This window comes from Alloprevotella sp. Lung230, assembly GCF_014385435.1.
Taxonomy (GTDB): domain Bacteria; phylum Bacteroidota; class Bacteroidia; order Bacteroidales; family Bacteroidaceae; genus Alloprevotella.
This window is the reverse complement of the sequence record NZ_JACSUD010000005.1, coordinates 59,398-76,721: the sequence shown is the minus strand read 5'-3', so window position 1 is coordinate 76,721 and position 17,324 is coordinate 59,398. Positions and strand designations below refer to the sequence as shown.

The 17,324-nt window shown below is 50.9% G+C and carries 16 protein-coding genes and 1 tRNA gene; 10 read left to right on the top strand and 7 right to left on the bottom strand.

The window, feature by feature from the left end:
• The first annotated feature begins 386 nt into the window (after window positions 1–386).
• Both trxA and H8527_RS04535 read left to right on the top strand, forming a co-directional pair.
• On the top strand, window positions 387–701 hold the full coding sequence (gene trxA, locus H8527_RS04540) for a thioredoxin (protein ID WP_187545995.1): 315 nt from the start codon (window positions 387–389) through the stop codon (window positions 699–701).
• Window positions 702–740: 39 nt separating this feature from the next.
• Complete coding sequence (locus tag H8527_RS04535; protein WP_187545993.1) at window positions 741–1,073, top strand: hypothetical protein; 333 nt, start codon at window positions 741–743, stop codon at window positions 1,071–1,073.
• 132 nt (window positions 1,074–1,205) lie between these two features.
• Here H8527_RS04535 and H8527_RS04530 read toward each other — a convergent pair whose 3' ends face one another.
• The 7 genes from H8527_RS04530 to H8527_RS04500 all read right to left on the bottom strand — a co-directional run bounded on the left by H8527_RS04530 (window position 1,206) and on the right by H8527_RS04500 (window position 8,500).
• On the bottom strand, window positions 1,206–1,637 hold the full coding sequence (locus H8527_RS04530) for a hypothetical protein (protein WP_187545992.1): 432 nt from the start codon (window positions 1,635–1,637) through the stop codon (window positions 1,206–1,208).
• 61 nt (window positions 1,638–1,698) lie between these two features.
• Window positions 1,699–1,772: transfer RNA gene (locus H8527_RS04525), tRNA-Thr, on the bottom strand.
• Between the two features lie 231 nt (window positions 1,773–2,003).
• Window positions 2,004–3,191: a MalY/PatB family protein gene (locus H8527_RS04520; RefSeq protein WP_187545990.1), complete on the bottom strand. Its 1,188-nt coding sequence runs from the start codon at window positions 3,189–3,191 to the stop codon at window positions 2,004–2,006.
• A 27-nt stretch (window positions 3,192–3,218) separates the two neighbouring features.
• Entirely contained in the window at window positions 3,219–4,394 is a 1,176-nt protein-coding gene (locus H8527_RS04515) for a PLP-dependent aspartate aminotransferase family protein (protein WP_187545988.1), read from the bottom strand.
• Window positions 4,395–4,952: 558 nt separating this feature from the next.
• The gene (locus H8527_RS04510; protein ID WP_187545987.1) at window positions 4,953–5,993 is read right to left on the bottom strand and encodes a bifunctional oligoribonuclease/PAP phosphatase NrnA; all 1,041 of its coding nucleotides are present in this window, start codon (window positions 5,991–5,993) and stop codon (window positions 4,953–4,955) included.
• Between the two features lie 154 nt (window positions 5,994–6,147).
• A complete protein-coding gene (rpe, locus tag H8527_RS04505) occupies window positions 6,148–6,795 on the bottom strand; it encodes a ribulose-phosphate 3-epimerase (RefSeq protein WP_187545985.1) in 648 nt (215 codons plus the stop codon).
• A gap of 13 nt (window positions 6,796–6,808) precedes the next feature.
• Entirely contained in the window at window positions 6,809–8,500 is a 1,692-nt protein-coding gene (locus H8527_RS04500; RefSeq protein WP_187545983.1) for a hypothetical protein, read from the bottom strand.
• 244 nt (window positions 8,501–8,744) lie between these two features.
• On the opposite strand from H8527_RS04500, the gene H8527_RS04495 reads away from it, so the two are divergent.
• The 8 genes from H8527_RS04495 (at window position 8,745) to H8527_RS04460 (ending at window position 17,319) form a co-directional block, all read left to right on the top strand.
• Complete coding sequence (locus tag H8527_RS04495) at window positions 8,745–10,607, top strand: S9 family peptidase (RefSeq protein WP_187545981.1); 1,863 nt, start codon at window positions 8,745–8,747, stop codon at window positions 10,605–10,607.
• An 818-nt stretch (window positions 10,608–11,425) separates the two neighbouring features.
• Window positions 11,426–12,289, top strand: coding sequence for a MotA/TolQ/ExbB proton channel family protein (locus tag H8527_RS04490; protein WP_187545980.1), 864 nt, complete (start codon window positions 11,426–11,428; stop codon window positions 12,287–12,289).
• Between the two features lie 25 nt (window positions 12,290–12,314).
• Complete coding sequence (locus tag H8527_RS04485; RefSeq protein ID WP_187545978.1) at window positions 12,315–12,923, top strand: biopolymer transporter ExbD; 609 nt, start codon at window positions 12,315–12,317, stop codon at window positions 12,921–12,923.
• A 17-nt stretch (window positions 12,924–12,940) separates the two neighbouring features.
• Window positions 12,941–13,570 carry a biopolymer transporter ExbD gene (locus H8527_RS04480; protein ID WP_187545976.1) on the top strand — a complete coding sequence of 210 codons (630 nt, stop codon included), beginning with the start codon at window positions 12,941–12,943 and terminating at the stop codon, window positions 13,568–13,570.
• 21 nt (window positions 13,571–13,591) lie between these two features.
• On the top strand, window positions 13,592–14,443 hold the full coding sequence (locus H8527_RS04475; RefSeq protein WP_187545974.1) for an energy transducer TonB: 852 nt from the start codon (window positions 13,592–13,594) through the stop codon (window positions 14,441–14,443).
• Between the two features lie 119 nt (window positions 14,444–14,562).
• A complete protein-coding gene (locus H8527_RS04470; protein ID WP_187545972.1) occupies window positions 14,563–15,510 on the top strand; it encodes a PstS family phosphate ABC transporter substrate-binding protein in 948 nt (315 codons plus the stop codon).
• Window positions 15,511–15,523: 13 nt separating this feature from the next.
• Window positions 15,524–15,856 (top strand): translation initiation factor, encoded by a 333-nt coding sequence (locus H8527_RS04465; RefSeq protein ID WP_370539226.1) that lies wholly within the window; start codon window positions 15,524–15,526, stop codon window positions 15,854–15,856.
• 86 nt (window positions 15,857–15,942) lie between these two features.
• Window positions 15,943–17,319 carry a S8 family serine peptidase gene (locus H8527_RS04460; protein ID WP_187545970.1) on the top strand — a complete coding sequence of 459 codons (1,377 nt, stop codon included), beginning with the start codon at window positions 15,943–15,945 and terminating at the stop codon, window positions 17,317–17,319.
• Window positions 17,320–17,324: the final 5 nt, after the last annotated feature.

The window sequence follows — 17,324 nt, the reverse complement described above, 5'->3', positions numbered from 1 at the left end:
AATACAAAAAAATGCGAACTAAGTAGTTATTCAGAATGAATTGATACTATATTTGTGTTCCTTTTCCGTCAGCTTGTCTTTGCGAAGATCCGTTAGTTTGTCTTTGCGAAGAATGAGTGTAGCGAGCTACATGACTGATGAACAAAGGCAAGAGGGCAAAAAAGGGAGACAAAGATAGGGTCAAAGTAGAGAATCACCTACGAATAAGATAGTTACGTTTAATTTTGAAGACCTACTTTAAATGCGAGGAATAAACAATCGCAGCCGACACGAGGATAATAAAATTAAAATATTTGGCTGTTTGCAGGCGAATTGCTACCTTTGCAAAAATACAGAAGCAAAGCGCTTCTCAACCACTCACCATAACCACAATCATTCCAATCATTATGGCAACAATCGTAAACACTCAAAGCTTCAAAGAACTCGCAGCCCAAGACGGCCTTCTCGTTGTAGACTTTTTCGCCACTTGGTGTGGCCCTTGCAAAAAACTTTCTCCCATCCTTGATGAAGTAGCCGAAGAATTTGCAGGCAAAGCCAATATCGTCAAGGTGGATATTGATGAGAGCGAAGATCTCGCCGTTGAATTCGGCATCCGCAGCGTTCCCACCGTGCTCTTCCTCAAAGGCGGTCAAGTGGTCGACAAGTTTGTCGGTGCTGTGCCCAAGTCGGAAATCGTGAGCAAGGTGCAAGCCGCGCTCTAACCCCATTTCACCTCCACTCACCCCCAAAAACAACTACTTATGGCTGTTCTCGATGACGAACTCATGAATGATGCTCGGCTGGATGCCGAAATCATTGCCTTTGTGCACAACAATCTCCCTCAAGAAATGAAGGAGAAGTATGACGAAGAACTGCTTTACTACTTTCACGATGTGATCGAAGAGTATCTGGCAAACAGCAACGTGCTCGACGAAGAGCCTGACGAAGATGGTTTTGTAAACATCGATGTGGAGGAGATGGCCAAGCATCTGCAACAGCAAGCCAAGAAAGACGGTATGGGTATATTCCCACCTGAGGACCTCTTGCTCTTAGTGGAAGCAGAACTTTCCTTTGGCGACGATTTTGAAGATTGAGGTGCATCGTCACTTGCACAATACACATCTTAAAAAAGAACGACACCCTTGCCCCGAAATGTGGCAAGGGTGTCGTCATTTTGTTAGGGAATGTCCGTACCCTCTCTCTGTACCATCCAAACTTGCCCACACTCACACTTGTGCTGCCAAGAATGCCAAGAGTTCCGCACGTGAGGGACACGTGGCAAAAACGTGTAGGCACTGCGACCCTTCTGCCTCAGGAGTGCATACCATCCAGCGGTCAGACACGGCACGTTGCAGTATGAAGTATTGTGCTCCGTCTCCCTGTTTTGCAATAAAAATAACGCCCCAGCGCGCTTCCTCTTCTTGCACTGGCAGTGGAAATTCAAAGACAATGGCCACCAGGCGGTCGTCATAGTCTATACCTTCAACAGTAAACTCGTTCCAATCGAAGTCGGCACCATCAGGATGGGCATGCTCCACCATCCCTTCCCAAAAGTCTTTGTGGAGCATTGCTGCGACCGCCTCTCCCCCACCCTCGTTGAGTCCAAACTGCAAAACGGCAGGAATGAGTTCGTGGGCAAATTGTTTTCTGGAAATCATAAGAATTGGTGTGTCAAGATAAATCAAAAAGACATCTGCCCATTGGGTAGATGTCTTGGTGAGCCTCTTGTCGGATTCGAACCAACGACCCCGAGATTACAAATCACGTGCTCTGGCCAACTGAGCTAAAGAGGCGGGTGGGAAAGCTAACCACATCGCGCTGCTACAACTAACTACCTTTGCTGCGATCAAGCCCTGGAGGATTCGAAAGGAGCTAGCCGTGTAGCACTTTCCCATGTGGTAGGAAGTAACCTTTTCGATTACGAGTGCAAAGGAAATACTTTTTTTCTGAACTGCCAAATCTTCACACATCTTTTTTGCCTTTCCACGAGGTTTTGCACCTTTTAGAGAACTTTGAACGCGCATTTAGCTGCACCGACATGCTTCGACAGCCGCTTTGAGACGTTCGAGAGCCTCTTGCAGACGAGAACGTTGCGTCCCCACGTTGAGGCGCATAAAGCCCTCGCCGCCTTGACCGAACATCGCGCCATCGTTGAGCGCAAGTCGAGCTTCGTTCACGAAAAGGTTGACAAGCGCGGTCTGCGTTAACCTCAAAGCGTTGCAATCGAGCCAGACCAAGAAAGAAGCCTGTGGGCGCAACGGCCGAATCTGCGGAAGATACTGACGACAATAGTCCATCACGAAATTGACATTCCCTTCGACATAGCGCAACATCTGCTCACGCCAAACCTCGCCTTTGCGGTAGGCCGCGATGGTGGCAATTGGAGCAAAAATATGTGGTTCGTTCAGTTCGTTGACCGTGAGCCATCGGTAGAACTCAGCACGCAGTTTCGGATTGGGCACTACCGCCCACGAACTGATGATACCCGCCATATTGAACGTCTTGCTGGGCGCCCCAAAAGTGATGCTGCAACGCGCTGCCGCCTCGCTCACAGAAGCAAACGGGATGTGTGTATTCCCGAAGAGGGCCATGTCAGCATGAATTTCGTCACTCACCACTAAAATGCCGTGGCTGTCGCAAAATTCGGCCAATTGCTCCAACGTACTTCTGTCCCAAGTGATGCCGGCGGGGTTGTGAGGATTGGAGAGGATGAGCAAACGACACTTTTCATCGACCATCGCAGCCAACTGCTCAAAGTCCATACGATAAGTGCCGTCAGCCTCACGGCGCAGCGGATTGCACACCACCTCGCGATGATTTCCGGCAGGCGTGAGGCGAAAAGGATGATAGACCGGTGGCTGAATGATAACCTTCTCATCGGATTTCACAAATCGATTGACGACCAAACCGATGCCACGCACAATGCCGGGAATGAACGTGAGCCACTCTCGCTGCACCTCCCAGCCGTGGCGATTGCGTATCCAATCGATGACCGATGGCCAAAGATCGGTCGGTTCGATGGTATAGCCATAAAGTGAATGGTTCAAACGATCTCGCAGCGCATCGGTGATGAAGTCGGGCGTTTCCCAGTCCATGTCGGCCACCCAGAGGGGCAGCAGGTCAATGCGGCCGTAGCGTTGTTCCAACACTTCGTGTTTGAGATCACCGCTACCAGTGCGGTCGATGATTTTGTCGAAATCGTAAGTTTTCATATCGTTGTAAAGAGGAGTCGTGAGGGATTAAGCCTGCAAAGCCTGTACGAGGTCGGCCATCAAGTCGTCCACGTCCTCCAGCCCCACACTCAGGCGAATGGTGGTGTCGCGGATATCCATCTGCCGGCGTTGTTCATCGGTGAACGGGCCAAAAATGGTGCTGGCGGGATGGATAGCCAGCGTTTTATTGTCAAACAGGTTGGTGGCGCGGCGGATGAGTTGCAGGTGGTTGATGAAACGGAAACAAGCCTCTCGGTCGGCCAAGTCGATGGTGAGCATCGCCCCCGCGGTCGGGCCGAACTGCCGTTGTGCCAGCGCGTAAAAAGGATTGTCGGGCAGCCCTACATAATTGACCTCAACAATTTCGGTTCGCCCACGCAACCGCTGCGCCAAGGCCAGCGCGCTCGTCGCCTGCCGCTGATAGCGCACATGGAGCGTTTCGAGACCGAGAGTCTGCATATAGGCCACATGAGGCGTCATGTAAGACCCAAGATTGAGCAACATCTCGTGGCGAAGCCGGCGTGAAAATTGCGGAACGGTACCGTAGTCGATAACGAGGCCACCAATGGAAGTGCCTCCACCCGAAAGATATTTGGTAGAAGACACGATTTCGATGTCCACTCCCAACGCACTGATTTGCAATTCTGTGAAAGGGATGGCCGTGGAGTCGGCTATAAGGGGGATGCCCGCAGCGTGAGCTATTGCCGCCAGCGCTTGCAAGTCAGCCACCTCTTGGTGAGGATTGGTGAGGATTTCCAGATAGATACAGCACGTGTCGGCATCCACCGCAGCCACAACTTCTTCGGGACGAGTGAGGTCGACATATTTTGTGGTTACACCGAAGCGTTTGAGCGTTGTGTCGAGCAGTGCAAACGTGTTGCCAAACACGTGTTTGGAGGTCACAATGTTCTTCCCCGCTGCGGCCACCACAAGAAAAGCGTTGCTGATGGCCGCCATACCCGAAGCGAAGGCCACGACATCGTGCGCATCGGTGAGCCGACGCACTCGCTCTTCAAAGAAACTCACAGTAGGATTAGTCACACGCGAATAGTCAGGCAACGAGTTTCTGCCACAGAAAGCATCGGCCATTACCGCTGCATCGGCAAATTCGTAGGCGGCGGTGTGATAGACAGGCATACTGATGGCACCGTAAGGGTCAGGTTGCGCAAAGGAGGTATGAATGGCTTGGGTGGTACGTTTCATGCTGCAAAGGGGTTGAGGAAGAAAGGTGTGGGGGGAAGGAGTGAAATTCCTATGCAAAGGTAGCCTTTTTCCTTCTTCTGCCCAAGCGCGGGGAGCGGATACGGAAAATTATTCTTTTTACCAAACACAAAAAGACTTTTTTTCTTCCTCAAAGCATCTTCAGTCTTAGTGGAATTACTCGGAGTGTCTTTTCGGATAGCCCATACTTTTCAAGCAAAGCCTCAGCTGCAAAAGCGCTCCATTTTTTGACATAGGGAGCAAGCCAGAGGCAGAAAATACGTCTTTTCGTGCTCCAAACGCCACTTTTTCATCAAAAATTTGGTAGTTTCAGTTTTTATTCCGACTTTTGCAGCATCAAATTTAAGCAACTCACAATAAGGATTATTCCGTTGTGAAAACATCAAGTTGGGGCTGGATTTCTTCCGGTCTCAACTTTTTTTGTATGCCAGAGTCAAAAAAGGCGTTGTTGGACTTTGAGAAGCTTCCACACCAGAGCGAAATGAGGTTCAGGAAGTCATCAAAGTCCAACAACACCTTCGAGGTAGAGATGAAGAAAGTTCAAAGCTTGTCGGCGTAAGCTGCAATGGCGCGCTCGGCCGTTTTCACAGCCTCTTCAAGTGGGAAGGGGAGTTCGCCCCCGGCAGCATTGAAATGGCCACCGCCATTGAAAAACTCTTCCGCCAGACGATTGGCCGGGAAGTCATCAACGCTACGCACCGAGACCCGGACGACATCCTTTTCGGTGTCTTCACGCAAACTGATACTCAAACGCATACCGCGCACTTTGAGGGGTTCGTTGACCAGCCCTTCGGAATCGCCACGAATGTAGCGAAAGCGCTTCATGTCCTCCCGCGTGATGGTGAGGATAGCGGCTTTGTGGGCGCGGTGGAAGGTGAGTTTTTCGTTGATGATGTAGGCCCAAAAGCGCAAGCGGTGGTCCGACCACGAGTTGTTGACATTGCGGTTGATTTTGTCTTTATCAATGCCCTTCGTCAAGAGGTGAGCAATGATGATGAATATCTCGGGATTGTTGGAAGCATAGGAGAATCCACCGGTATCGGTCATCATGCCACAGTAGATGCAGGCCGCGGCACCGCGCGGCATCTGGTCGAAGCCTCCCAACTGGTAGACGATGCGAAACACCAATTCACAGGTACTGCACGCTCCGGGACGGGAGATGATGAGGTCGGCACAAGTTGTGTCGGGGTTCTCGTGATGATCAATCATCAAGCGGCGCGCTTTGGCTTTCTCTACGATGGGCGCCAATTCCTGCATGCGGTGTAGGGCGTTGAAGTCGAGCAGACAGATGAGGTCGGCTCGACGGATAGCATCGAGTGCCGTCTCGCGGTGGTCGTCTTGCGAAAAGAATAGTACATTTTGTGCACCAGGCAGCCAGCGCAGGAAGTCGGGGCAAGGGTTAGGCATGATCACGGTGACCTGCTTGCCGAGCCGGCGCAGATAGTCGGCCCAAGCAAGGTTAGCCCCCATGGCATCGCCATCAGGACCACGATGGCCGAGGGTCACCACGTGTTTGACATCGCGCAGGAGCGACATAAGTTGGAGCATTTCAGCCCCGGAGAGTATGGGCGTTATTTCCATCGGAGAGGATTCAAAGGTGGATAAAAAGAAGTGTAGGCCACGCGACTGATAAACAAAGGCGAGGTGGCGGAAAATTGAAACAAAGATGGTGTCAAAGTAGAGAATACCCCACGCAGAAGATAGTTACGATTAATTTTGAACACCAACTTAGGTCTTACAGTCGTCGCAGTGCCGCGATTTCGGCCTGTGGATTAGGGGCATTGAACACCGCACTTCCCGCCACCAGCACATCGGCCCCGGCATCGACCAGCAAGCGGCCGGTATCGCGATTGACCCCACCGTCCACTTCGATGAGCGCTTTGGAGCCTGTGCGGTCGAGGAGCGCACGGAGTTTGCGCACTTTCTCTACGGACGAAGCTATGAACTTCTGCCCGCCGAAGCCGGGGTTGACGCTCATGAGCATCACCAAGTCGAGGTCGGGAGCGATCTCTTCGAGCACGCTCACCGGTGTATGAGGATTGAGAGTGACACCGGCCAGCATTCCCTCGGCCTTGATGGCTTGCACCACACGGTGGAGATGGGTACAGGCTTCGTAGTGCACGTTCATCACACGTGCACCCAGTGCTTTGACTTCGGGAATGAACTTTTCGGGCTGCACAATCATCAGGTGTACGTCGAGGGGCTTTTCGGCATGGCGTGCCATGGCCTGCATCACAGGAAATCCGAAACTGATGTTGGGTACAAACACACCATCCATCACATCGAGGTGAAACCAGTCGCACTCGCTCTGGTTGAGCATTTCAATATCACGCTGCAAGTTCGCAAAGTCGGCACTGAGCAGCGAAGGGGAAACCATTGTCATATCTTCAAGGGAATTAGGGTTGAGGTTGAGCGTCATTATCTTTTTCGGCCGCCCGCTGTTGTTCGAGATAGGCCAGTTCGTCCAGTACAAAGGCTTCATCATCGGGATTGCCGAGCAAGGAGTGGAGAAGCTGTTCGGCTTCGTCATAGTGGTGGAGGTCAATGAGGGCATAAGCCTTTCTCCGCCGCAAGAAACGCAAAAAATCGAATAGGTTCTGTGGGAGGTTATCCCGATCTTCTTCCTCACTGTCGCTTTCGAGTTCTTCGGAGAGATTGTTGAGCAGAACATTGATAATGGGCAGCGCTCGGAAATCACAGGAGTCGACCAACGTGTTCACATAAGCCGTGGTGTAGCGGATGGAGTGCTGCGAGTAGGTGGCATCGAGATAGAAGTAGGCTTGACGATAGAGCTTCAGGTGAGAGTAGCAAAGCCCGATGTAGTAGGCCAACTCATAGAACTTCTCCTTGGAGGACTTGCTCATCTCATGATAGTTGCGACTGAGCACGATGTAGGCGTTTTCGAAGTATTGCAACGCTTCGTAGTACCTGCGACTTTCAAAGAAGCGACGGCCCCAATAGAGATCATAGCCCACGTTGGGCCACTCGCTGAGGCTGACAAAGAGACGATCGCCCTCCAAAGGTTTCCCTTCCTTTAAGGCTGCCTGCACCTCGTCCCAGATGTACTGGAACTCCGACAGACGTTGTCGAGGGTCGGTGGTGTCAAGAGCCATCAAGAAACTGAGGGGTGTTGTTTTGGCAGCTTCTGCGCTGACCAACGAGTGGCGAGGTGAAGCGGAGAGGGTCGGCTGCACCAGTGTGACGCGCATATAGAGTGTGCCCTCGGCCTCGTCTTCGGCATGGAGATGCACCACATACTCTTCACGCTGACGAGCTGTCGTGGTCACTTCGATGATGAGTGTGGCACTTTCGCACACGAAGAGGGCCGTCCCATCATCTTCCCGCCGCGTGAGCACATCGGCCAAGTCGTAGTTTTCCATTTCCTCCTCAACAGAAGTTTCCCAAAATTCACGAGCCACCACACGCAACCGAAGAAAATTCACTTCGTCCACCCCAAGCATTGTGCGCAAGAGTTGCCCAAGGGTGTGGCGCTCTGTCTCGTTGGTGCGCCAGCGGTAAGCCGGCGATTGGTGCTGTATCTCGGCCTCGCGTGCCAAAAACACTTCCCTTCGGTTCATCGCCGTGTTTTCCTCTAAGTTCGAATTGTCGCTTTCCAGAATCGACTCCAGCAGCTGACGATAAGTCCGCGCTGCTTCAAAGCACATGGTCAGGCTGCTCCCAAAGTCGCGCACATCCACTTCTTGAGCATCAGCAAGGCGGAAACTCATAGCGATGTGCAGATTGATTTTGTGTTCTTTCTCATCGAGTGTATAAATAACCTTGTATTCGGGATACTGCGTATTGAACTCGTTGCAAGCATAGCGCACATTGTCGAGATTGCCAAAAGCCGTGTCTAAGAAGAAGAGAAAGTGCACCCGCACGTAAGGGCGTCCCTCACGCGCCATAGCGTGGAAATCGCCGTTTTGGAAGTGGAAATGATAGTCCATCTCTGCACCCCCTTGGCTCGTCGGAGTCACCTCCCACTCCACCTGCAGCCGATGCAACACGTGCTCCAGGCGCTGTGTAGCAGTCGTTGTGAGCGGGGAGGAGGAGCGAGGAAAAAGTTTAGAAAAGAGTTTTCGAATCATCCGATAAATACGAATTGCGAACTCCCTCATTTCATCTCGGAAAAAGCCAATCAGTAAAAAACGAGACCAATCGAAACCATCGATGAAACGTTGTGCTTTATCAATAGAAAAGAGGGAGGGAAAGCGGAAAAAGAAATCACAATGTTACTGCAAAGATACGATTTTTATTTCTGACGATTAGCCTTTCTCACCAAAATCATGTAATTTCGCGCGACAATCGCTCACTTTAATCTCTTTTCTTGTTATGCTCCCACTCGAAGACTTCTTCCGCAACTCCGAACAAACCGCCTACCAGATTTCGCCCGATGGGCATCATCTCGCCTTTCTCGCTCCCTATGAAAGTCGCATGAACGTGTTCGTGCAGTCCATCGACGAAACTGCCCATCTTGGTACTCCCCGCCAACTCACCTTCGAGACAGCCCGCAGCGTCGGCAGCTATATGTGGGCCGACAACGACCGAATTGTCTTCTCCAAAGACGAAGGCGGCGACGAAAACTACCACCTCTTCGGAGTGCGCCTCGATGGGAGCGATTTGCGCGCCTACACCGACTTTCCCGGTGTGCGTGCCTCCATCATCGACGACCTTGAGGACGTGCCGGGAAAAATCATCATCGGCCTGAACCGCCGCAACCCCGAAGCCTTCGATCCCTACCGCCTTGACCTCGACACCGGCCAACTGGAACTCTTGGCAGAAAATCCCGGCAACTGGCAAGGTTGGACCACCGACCACGAAGGACGCCTTCGCGTGGTCTATGCCATCGTGGACGGTGTGAACACTCAGATTTTATATCGCGACACGGAAGACGAAGCTTTTCGTCCCGTTCTCACCACCAATTTTAAGGAGGAAGTGAGCTTTCTGCTTTTCACGCCCGACAACCGCAACGTCTGGGCCACGACCAACCTCCATCGCGACCAAAGTGCCCTCGTACTGATGGACCCGAGGACGGGAGAGGAACTCGAGGAACTCTATGCCCACGAACGCTATGATGTGGGGAGCATCAGTTATTCGCAGCGCCGCAAGAGACTACTGGGTGTCTTTTGCACCGGTCATCGCACCCCGATTCGTCACTTCTTCGATGAGGAAGCGCACCGACGCCGGGAGCAAATCGATGCCCTCTTCCCCGGTCTGCGTTGCGGTGTAGCCGACATGGACAAGAGTGAAGACCATGCCCTTCTCTTCGTGGGGAGCGATCGCACACGAGGAGCTTATTATTATTACCACTTCCCCACCGGACGACTGGCGCATATCACCGACACCGCCCCTTGGATTGTGGCCGACGACATGGTCGAGATGCACGCTGTGCGCTACACGACCTCCGACGGTTGGGACATTGAGGCCTACTTGAGTCTGCCCAAGGGCGTGGAACTGGTGCAGGAGGGTGACACCCTCCGTCTGAAGAATGGCGCTCCCGTCCCTGTTGTGGTCAATCCTCACGGCGGACCATGGGCAAGGGACTATTGGGGCTACTCTTCCGAGGTGCAGTTTCTGTGCTCGCGAGGCTATGCGGTGTTTCAGATGAACTTCCGCGGCTCCACGGGCTATGGGCGTCGCTTTCTCGAAGCGAGCTACAAGCAGTGGGGACTGAAGATGCAGGACGACATCACCGAGGGCGTGCAGTGGCTCATCCGCAGCGGCATTGTCGATGCCCGCCGCATTGCCATCTATGGGAGCAGTTATGGGGGCTATGCCGCATTGGCCGGCATTTGCTTCACGCCTCATCTCTATTGCTGCGCCATCGACTATGTCGGAGTGTCCAATCTCTTCACTTTCTTGCAGACCATCCCACCCTACTGGCGACCTATGCTGGAGATGATGCACGAGCAGGTGGGCGACCCTGAAGGCGATCACGAGCAACTGGCAGCCACCTCGCCCGCCCTCCATGCCGACCGGATTTGCTGTCCGCTCTTCATTGCCCAGGGCGCCAACGATCCTCGTGTCAACAAGGCCGAAAGCGACCAGATGGTTGAGGCACTACGCGCTCGCGGCATTGCTGTGGAATATATGGTCAAGGACAACGAAGGGCATGGTTTCCGCAACGAGGAAAACCGCTTTGCATTCTATCGGGCCATGGAGCACTTCCTGCACCAACATCTCCGAACTTGTTAGTCTCTCCCTCGCGCGCGTATACTCTACTATAGCTCTGTGTCAAAAACCTTCATTCCTTCACCACCGCATTTATCTATCTGGAAGTCAGCAATAAAAGGGTGAAGGCAAATCTAAAAAGCCCTTCACTCCGATTGTTGATGCGTCTCCTCGGTCAAGCGTCTGAATGAATTTCAGGTGAAGGATTTTCCACCCTCTTGCCTTCACCTCTAAATTCATCATTTTCAAGGTAATACAGCAAAAGGTGAAGGAATGAAGGAGAAAAACAACAATATAGTGTAGAGGGTATACGCGCATGCGCGAGAAGCACGAGCATTAGAAGAACAAAGAGCGTCATGCCCCACTCCCTATCTTGAAGAAAAAAACTCAGAGGTAGTTTTTCTCAGCTCAGAGCTAAATCAAACTACCTCTGAGGTAGCGCTAACAAGAAGGGAAGTTAGAACACCTACTTAGGCGATACCAGTCCCAAACTCACCCTTCTTTTCAGCAGGAGAATTGCAGAAATGCAGAAGAAAAATGCAAAAAAGTTTGGCTAAGTGACAAGAAGTCGCTATTTTTGTGCTGTCATTCTCAAGTACAGATAGCAAATCCGCCAAACGTTTGGTGAGTCATCTCGCTATTTATTAGATTATCAAGAGGATGCAAAATCTACAATGGGCTTCACAACAGCCTGAGTTTACAAAGTTGCGTGTTCAACGATGAGCACCTCACCCTTTGTACGATTGGCCAGCGTCAATGTCAGCAACGGCACAACATCAGCCCCCATTCTACAATCTGAAGTTCAATTCATCATTAATCTTAACCAATTAATTTTTTCTTAAATGGCAACTACTAATGCTACCGCACCCAAGGGTGCTCCCAAGAAATCTCAAGGTTTCACCGGTATCAAGTCCGGCTTTGCAGTAATCCTTGTCTGCTTCGTCATTGCAGAATGTCTGTATGTGTTTGGCGCAGGTCACCTCAGCAACTTCCACGCTGAAGGTGCCACTGGTCTTCCCTTCCACTTCTTCCAAGAGCAATCTTACGAACCTGCCGGTATCGTTGGTACTGTCTACAAGGGTGGTTTCATCGTGCCTATCATTTGGACACTGCTTATCACTGTTCTCGCTCTCACCATCGAACGCGCTTTTGCCATCCGCACTGCCAATGGTAAGGGCAACCTCGGTAAGTTTGCTGCCGCTGTAAAGGCATCCCTCAAAACAGGTGACCTCAACAAGGCTGAAGAACTCTGCAACAAGCAACAAGGTTCTGTTGCCAACGTTGTACTCGCTGCCCTCACCGAGTACAAGAAGCAACTCTCCACGGAAGTGGAAACCGAAAAGAAGGTGCTCGCCATCCAAAAGACGGTCGAAGAAGCTACGGCTCTCGAAATGCCCATGATGCAAGAAAACCTTCCCATCATCGGTACTATCGTAACGCTCGGTACGCTTATGGGTCTTCTCGGTACGGTAATGGGTATGATCAAGTCGTTCTCCGCTATGGCCGGTGAAGGTGGTGGCGCAGACTCTTCTGCTCTCTCCGTAGGTATCTCTGAAGCACTTGTAAACACGGCTTCCGGTATCGCCACTGGTGCTGCAGCTGTTGTTTCTTACAACTTCTTCACCAACAAGATTGACCGCCTCACTTTCGCTATTGATGAACTCGGTTTCACTATCGTAGAAACTTTCAAGACCACTCAGAAGTAATCATAAATTAGGTAACACATAAGAAATGGGACGTTTTCAAGTAAAAAAACAAGACACATTCATCGACATGACGCCGATGAGTGACGTCATGGTCCTGCTGCTTACCTTCTTTATGCTCACTGCAACGTTCACCAAGGAAGAACCTGTCAAAGTGAATGTGCCCGGGTCTGTTTCTGAAATCAAAATTCCTGAAAAGAATCTGCTCACCATCTTCATCTCGCCCAAGGGAAAGATTTTCATGAATATGGACAATCCTACGGCGCAAGAAGCGATGGCCAAAGAGCTGATTGATAGCAAGAAGCTGAACCTTAGTGCGGCACAACTCAAGGCATTCTCTGAGGTCCCCACTTTCGGAAGCCCCCTCAACACCATCGCAAGTTGGGTTGATTTGGAAAGTTCCAAGCGCAACGACATTTTGAACAAAGATGCCAATGCGGGTATTCCTTGCGACAGTGTGAACGACGAACTCAAAGAATGGGTTTCAGCAGCCCGCAAAGCCAATGGAGAGAACATGGGTCTGGCCATCAAAGCCGACAAGTCCACTCCTTACAGCACAATCAAAGAAGTAATGAACTCTCTCCGCAAGATTGATGAGAACCGCTACAACCTCATCACAACGCTCAAGGGAGAATAATCTGACAGAATAAAGTTATGGCACAATTAGATACAGGCGGCGGAAAGGGCAATTCCAAGCAAAAGAAGATGAATGCCCGCGTCGACTTCACCCCTATGGTGGACATGATTATGTTGCTCGTGACTTTCTTCATGCTCTGTACTACACTTCTCAAGCCTCAAACGATGCAAATCACAATGCCTTCTGACAAGGAAGACATCAAGAAGGAGAACAAGAGTCAGGTGCAGACGGACGAAGCTGTCACGATTATCATCGGCAAGGACAATAAACTCTACTACTTCGAGGGTAAAGCCTCGGATGCTCAGCTCAAAGAGACAACCTATGGCAAGGAAGGTATTCGTGCCATCCTCTTGGCCAAAAACCAAAAGGCAAAGGCCGAAGTGGACAAGCTCAAACGCGAGTTTGAAGGTCGCTATACCGCCAATGCTCAGAAGGCTGAAAAGAACAAGCAAGAGTTTAAGGAACGACTCTCTAAAATTAAGAATGCCGACGGCACGCCGACGGCCATTATTAAGCCTATGGACGAGTCGACTTACAACAACCTGATTGACGTGCTTGACGAGATGCAGAATTGCTACATCGGCAAGTATGTGATTGATAAAGTTAATGAACAAGACAAGGCTATGGTGGCCGGACTTGCAAAGTAATCATAAGTAAAAACAACGAATATGTCTAAAGTAGATATCATTTCGCGCGAATGGTGTGACCTCGTTTTTGAAGGGCGCAACAAGAGCTATGGAGCTTATGATTTGCGTTCCAAAGCCGGTAAGCGCCACCTTTTCGCGATCATTGACATCCTGATTGGTATTGCTGTGATTGCAGCGCTCATCTTTACTTATGTTGCCGCTTCAGAAGCCATCAAGGCATCTATGGCCGGTGAGGAAGAGATGACGACGGAATTCTCGCAGCTCAAGAAGGACGAACCTAAGAAGGAAGAAAAGAAGGTTGAGGTTCAAAAAGAAGAACCTAAGCCTGAAGTGCAAAAGGTGGCCGTCAAGGCATCTATTGCTTTCACCGTACCTGAAATCGTAGACCATGTCGATGAGACCAAGAAGATGAAGAACCAAGAAGACCTCTCGCGTTCAAATATCTCTATTGCCTCACAAGACTATGTCGGTGACTCTAAGAACGGAATCAACATTGACGACCTTCGTGATAACCAAAGCACAGGTGGTAGTACCGTTGCTCCTCCTGTAGAAGATACCAAAACTTACACAATCGTAGAGCAAATGCCTTCTTTCCCTGGTGGCGAAGCCGCACTGCTCAACTATGTGAACAGCCACATCAAGTATCCGGCAATTGCTCAAGAGCAAGAAATCCAAGGTGTAGTTCGTCTGCGCTTTGTGGTACTTGAAGACGGCCGTATTGGTGAAGTGCAAGTTCAAAAAGGTCTTGAATCTCACTGCGATGCTGAAGCAGTTCGTGTGATCAAGTCGCTCCCTCGCTTCATTCCTGGTAAGCAACAGGGTAAGCCTGTTCGCGTTTGGTTCTCACTTCCCGTACGTTATGTCATTCAGTAAGTCATCTTACGCATTGACTTAATCGTCATTACTCTTATCAACCTGCGTCTCCGGCCTCGGTCGCGAGGCGCAGGTTCTTGTTTTCTACTCCATTATTTGATTATTTGTCTGCCTTTTTTATGAAGTCCTTACTTTTCCCCCTTTCTGTGGTCATATTTCTTTTGGTGAGCGCTTGCAGTTCGAACCCGAAGCGTGCGAATGCCTACCTCCACGAGGATGATGTAGCCTTTGCGGGTGATGTGAGTTTTGAGCCCATCGTGAGCGAACTCTCCGACTTGTTTGCCCTTCGCACTCCCGAGGCCACTATGAAACCGCTCTTTTGCAGCGAAGATTCAGCCATTCGCCTGTTGCTCAAAGATAGTGTTCGTTTCGCCATTGCCACACGTCCTCTGCTCGAAAAAGAAAAGATGTTGGTGGAAAGTCACAACCTTCCGCTTTTGCAAAGCCGCATTGCTTACGACGCCTTCGCTCTCATTGTCAACAAGTCCAATCCCGACACCGCCATCAACGTGCAAGAACTTCGTGACATTATGATGGGGAAACTGACGCGATGGGAACAGCTGGAGATGGGATCCAAACATGGCGACATTTCCGTGGTGTTTGACGCATCAGGTTCAAGCACAGTACGCTACATGAAGGATTCGCTCAACAACGGACGTCCTCTGAAAGGCAAGATTTATGCTCAAGGCAGCAATCGTGCTGTCCTCGACATGGTCAAGAGCAATCCCGATGTCATCGGCGTGGTATCGACCGACTGGTTGCGTGTGTGCAAAGGTGATACCGCTGCGATGGCCTCGTTTCGCAACTTGGATGTCAATGTGATGTTGGTGGGAAAAGTGGGCAAAAAAGCGGCCGATTGGCAACGTCCCTACCAATACTACATCGCAACAGGGGAATATCCTCTCATTCGCTCCGTGTGGGCCATTGTGACCGATCCACGTTCGCGCAGCACTTTGCGTTCTTTTTATTTCTTCTTGAAAGACAACGTCGGACAGCGCGTCATCTGCAACTCCTCACAACTCCTTCCTCGCAACCAAGTCCAGGTGCGGGATGTGAATGTAAACTAACTAAATCCTGCTTATGACCGATTGGAAAGCAAGACTCGGCATCGTTTATAGTACTGCAAACGACTTCGACTATGCGCTTCAACAAGAAGAAGAGACGGCGACGCTCCCCACGCAACAACAGCGTCTCCGTGTCCGCATCGAAAAGAAAGGTCGAGGTGGAAAGGTAGTCACCCTGATCTCAGGATTTGTAGGCTCTTCAAGTGATTTAAGCCAACTTGCGAAAACGCTCAAAACAAAATGTGGAGTCGGAGGATCTGTCAAAGATGGAGAGATTTTGGTACAAGGGGACTTTCGTCAGCGTGTCATCGACTTACTCAAAAACTTAGGTTATAGCCAAACCAAATAACTTGGGCTGGCTCTCCATGGTAGAATCGTTTCTCGATCATCTTCTTCTGTAACCTCACTTACAGTCCATCTTTTCTCCCTTTCATAATGCGAAAATTTATTTTCACTCTTGTTGTTATATTGTCGCTTACAACGCTTGCACAAAACGCACACCACACCATCTACCGTTATCGCGTAACGCTCACCGACAAGAAGGGCACTCCTTTTTCTGTAAAGCATCCCGAACAATTTCTGTCGCCAAAAGCCATTGCACGCAGAGCCAAGTTCCACCTTCGTGTCGACCATCACGATTTGCCCATTTCCCCTCATTATTTGGATGCCCTGCGCCAACAAGGGGTTCGCATTTTCAACCTATCGAAATGGAACAACACCGTACAAATCGAGGTGAACGACACTACCCTACTGACCGGTGTGAGGCGCTTGCCCTTTGTAAAGAGTACGGAAATGGTTTACGACAGTTCCTTTGCTCCACCGACCACCTCACCTCACGACCGCAAATCACAGATTAAAGATCGGGTATTTGAAGTGTCGGATTTCTATGGGGCAGGCGCTGCGCAGACCGATATGCTCAACCTGCGTCCACTCCACGAAGCAGGATTTCGCGGACAAGGTATGACGATAGCCGTCATTGATGGAGGTTTCTACAACACGGACACGATTGCCGCCTTTCAATCTACAAAAATTTTAGGTACACGCAATTTTGCACGTCCAGGTTCTTCGGTCTACGACGATCACGTACATGGCACGATGGTGCTTTCCTGCATAGCGACCAATCTGCCCCACCGGCTTGTGGGCACAGCCCCGGAAGCCGCTTTCTACCTTTTGGAAAGCGAAGACACCGCCATCGAATACCGTGGCGAAGCCGACAACTGGTGTGCAGCCCTCGAATATGCCGACTCGCTGGGGGTAGACATCGTCACCACCTCTTTGGGCTATCACCTCTACGAAGCTCCTCGCATCGAGTTGAAGTATGAGTGGTTGGACGGGCAGACAGAGCTCAACTCGCGCTCAGCTTCATTGGCCGCAAGTCGTGGTTTGCTTTTGCTCAACGCTGCCGGCAACGAAGGTGAGGACACTTGGAAAAAAATCACCTTTCCCAGCGATGCACACGACATCCTCACCGTGGGCGCTGTCGACAGAGAGAGGCACAACAGCACTTTTTCCGGCGTGGGCTACACGGCTGATGGGCGCATCAAGCCCGACTTGATGGCTATGGGGAGCAACAGCGCTGTCATCGATGGGACGGGTAGTGTGTCCATGGCCAACGGCACCTCCTTTGCGACCCCAATTCTTGCCGGTGCCGTGGCCTGTCTTTGGCAGGCTGCCCCTACCCTTTCCCCCCAAGAAGTCATCGCCCTCCTTCAGCAGAGTGGAAGCAACTACGCCCACCCCAATGAAATCTATGGCTATGGTGTTCCCGATTTGTGGAAAGTCTATCAAAACTTAGGAAACAAGACCAAGTGATGATC